This is a genomic window from Vibrio sp. 2134-1, from assembly GCF_033339495.1.
Window position 1 is genome coordinate 1 of the sequence record NZ_JAWOUS010000433.1, and the last position, 696, is coordinate 696.

The 696-nt window shown below is 42.4% G+C and carries 1 protein-coding gene; it reads left to right on the forward strand.

Annotated features, from left to right (window positions below; translation table 11 throughout):
* The coding region (coaA, locus tag R7R78_RS26450; RefSeq protein ID WP_225474651.1) for a type I pantothenate kinase at positions 1-695 on the forward strand (695 nt) is incomplete at its 5' end.
* Position 696 lies beyond the last annotated feature (1 nt).

The following is a 696-nucleotide window of genomic DNA, read 5'->3' on the forward strand; positions in this document are numbered from 1 at the left end:
ACGCTCCGCCATTTGTTATTGGCATTGCGGGTAGTGTGGCTGTTGGAAAAAGTACAACAGCTCGTATTCTTAAAGCACTGCTTTCTCGTTGGGAAAATCATCCCAAAGTCGCCTTAGTTACAACGGATGGCTTTCTGTATCCCAAAAAGGTTTTGGAAGAGCGCGGTATCATGCATCGCAAGGGTTTTCCCGAATCTTACGACATCAAACGTTTGGTAGAATTTGTTTCTGATGTAAAGGCGGGCAAGCCAAATCTTGAAGTACCTGTTTACTCACACATCACATACGACATTACTGATGAGCTAAAAAAAGTCGACCGACCTGACGTGCTTATTATTGAAGGCTTAAACGTATTACAAAGCGGTATGGACTACCCACATGATCCACATCGAGTATTTGTATCTGATTTTCTTGATTTCTCAATTTATGTTGATGCGGAAAGTGAAACGATAGAGCAGTGGTATGTCGAGAGATTTTTGAAGTTTCGCCGCGGAGCTTTTACTAAACCAGGCTCCTACTTCAGCCACTATACGCAGCTGTCGGTCGATGAAGCGAAAAGTAAAGCGAAAGAAATTTGGCGCAATATTAATGGACTCAATCTGGAATTGAACATTCTTCCAACCAGAGAAAGAGCCCATTTGATCCTCCACAAAGGTGTTAACCACCTTGTCGACAAAGTATCGCTAAGAAAGTAAA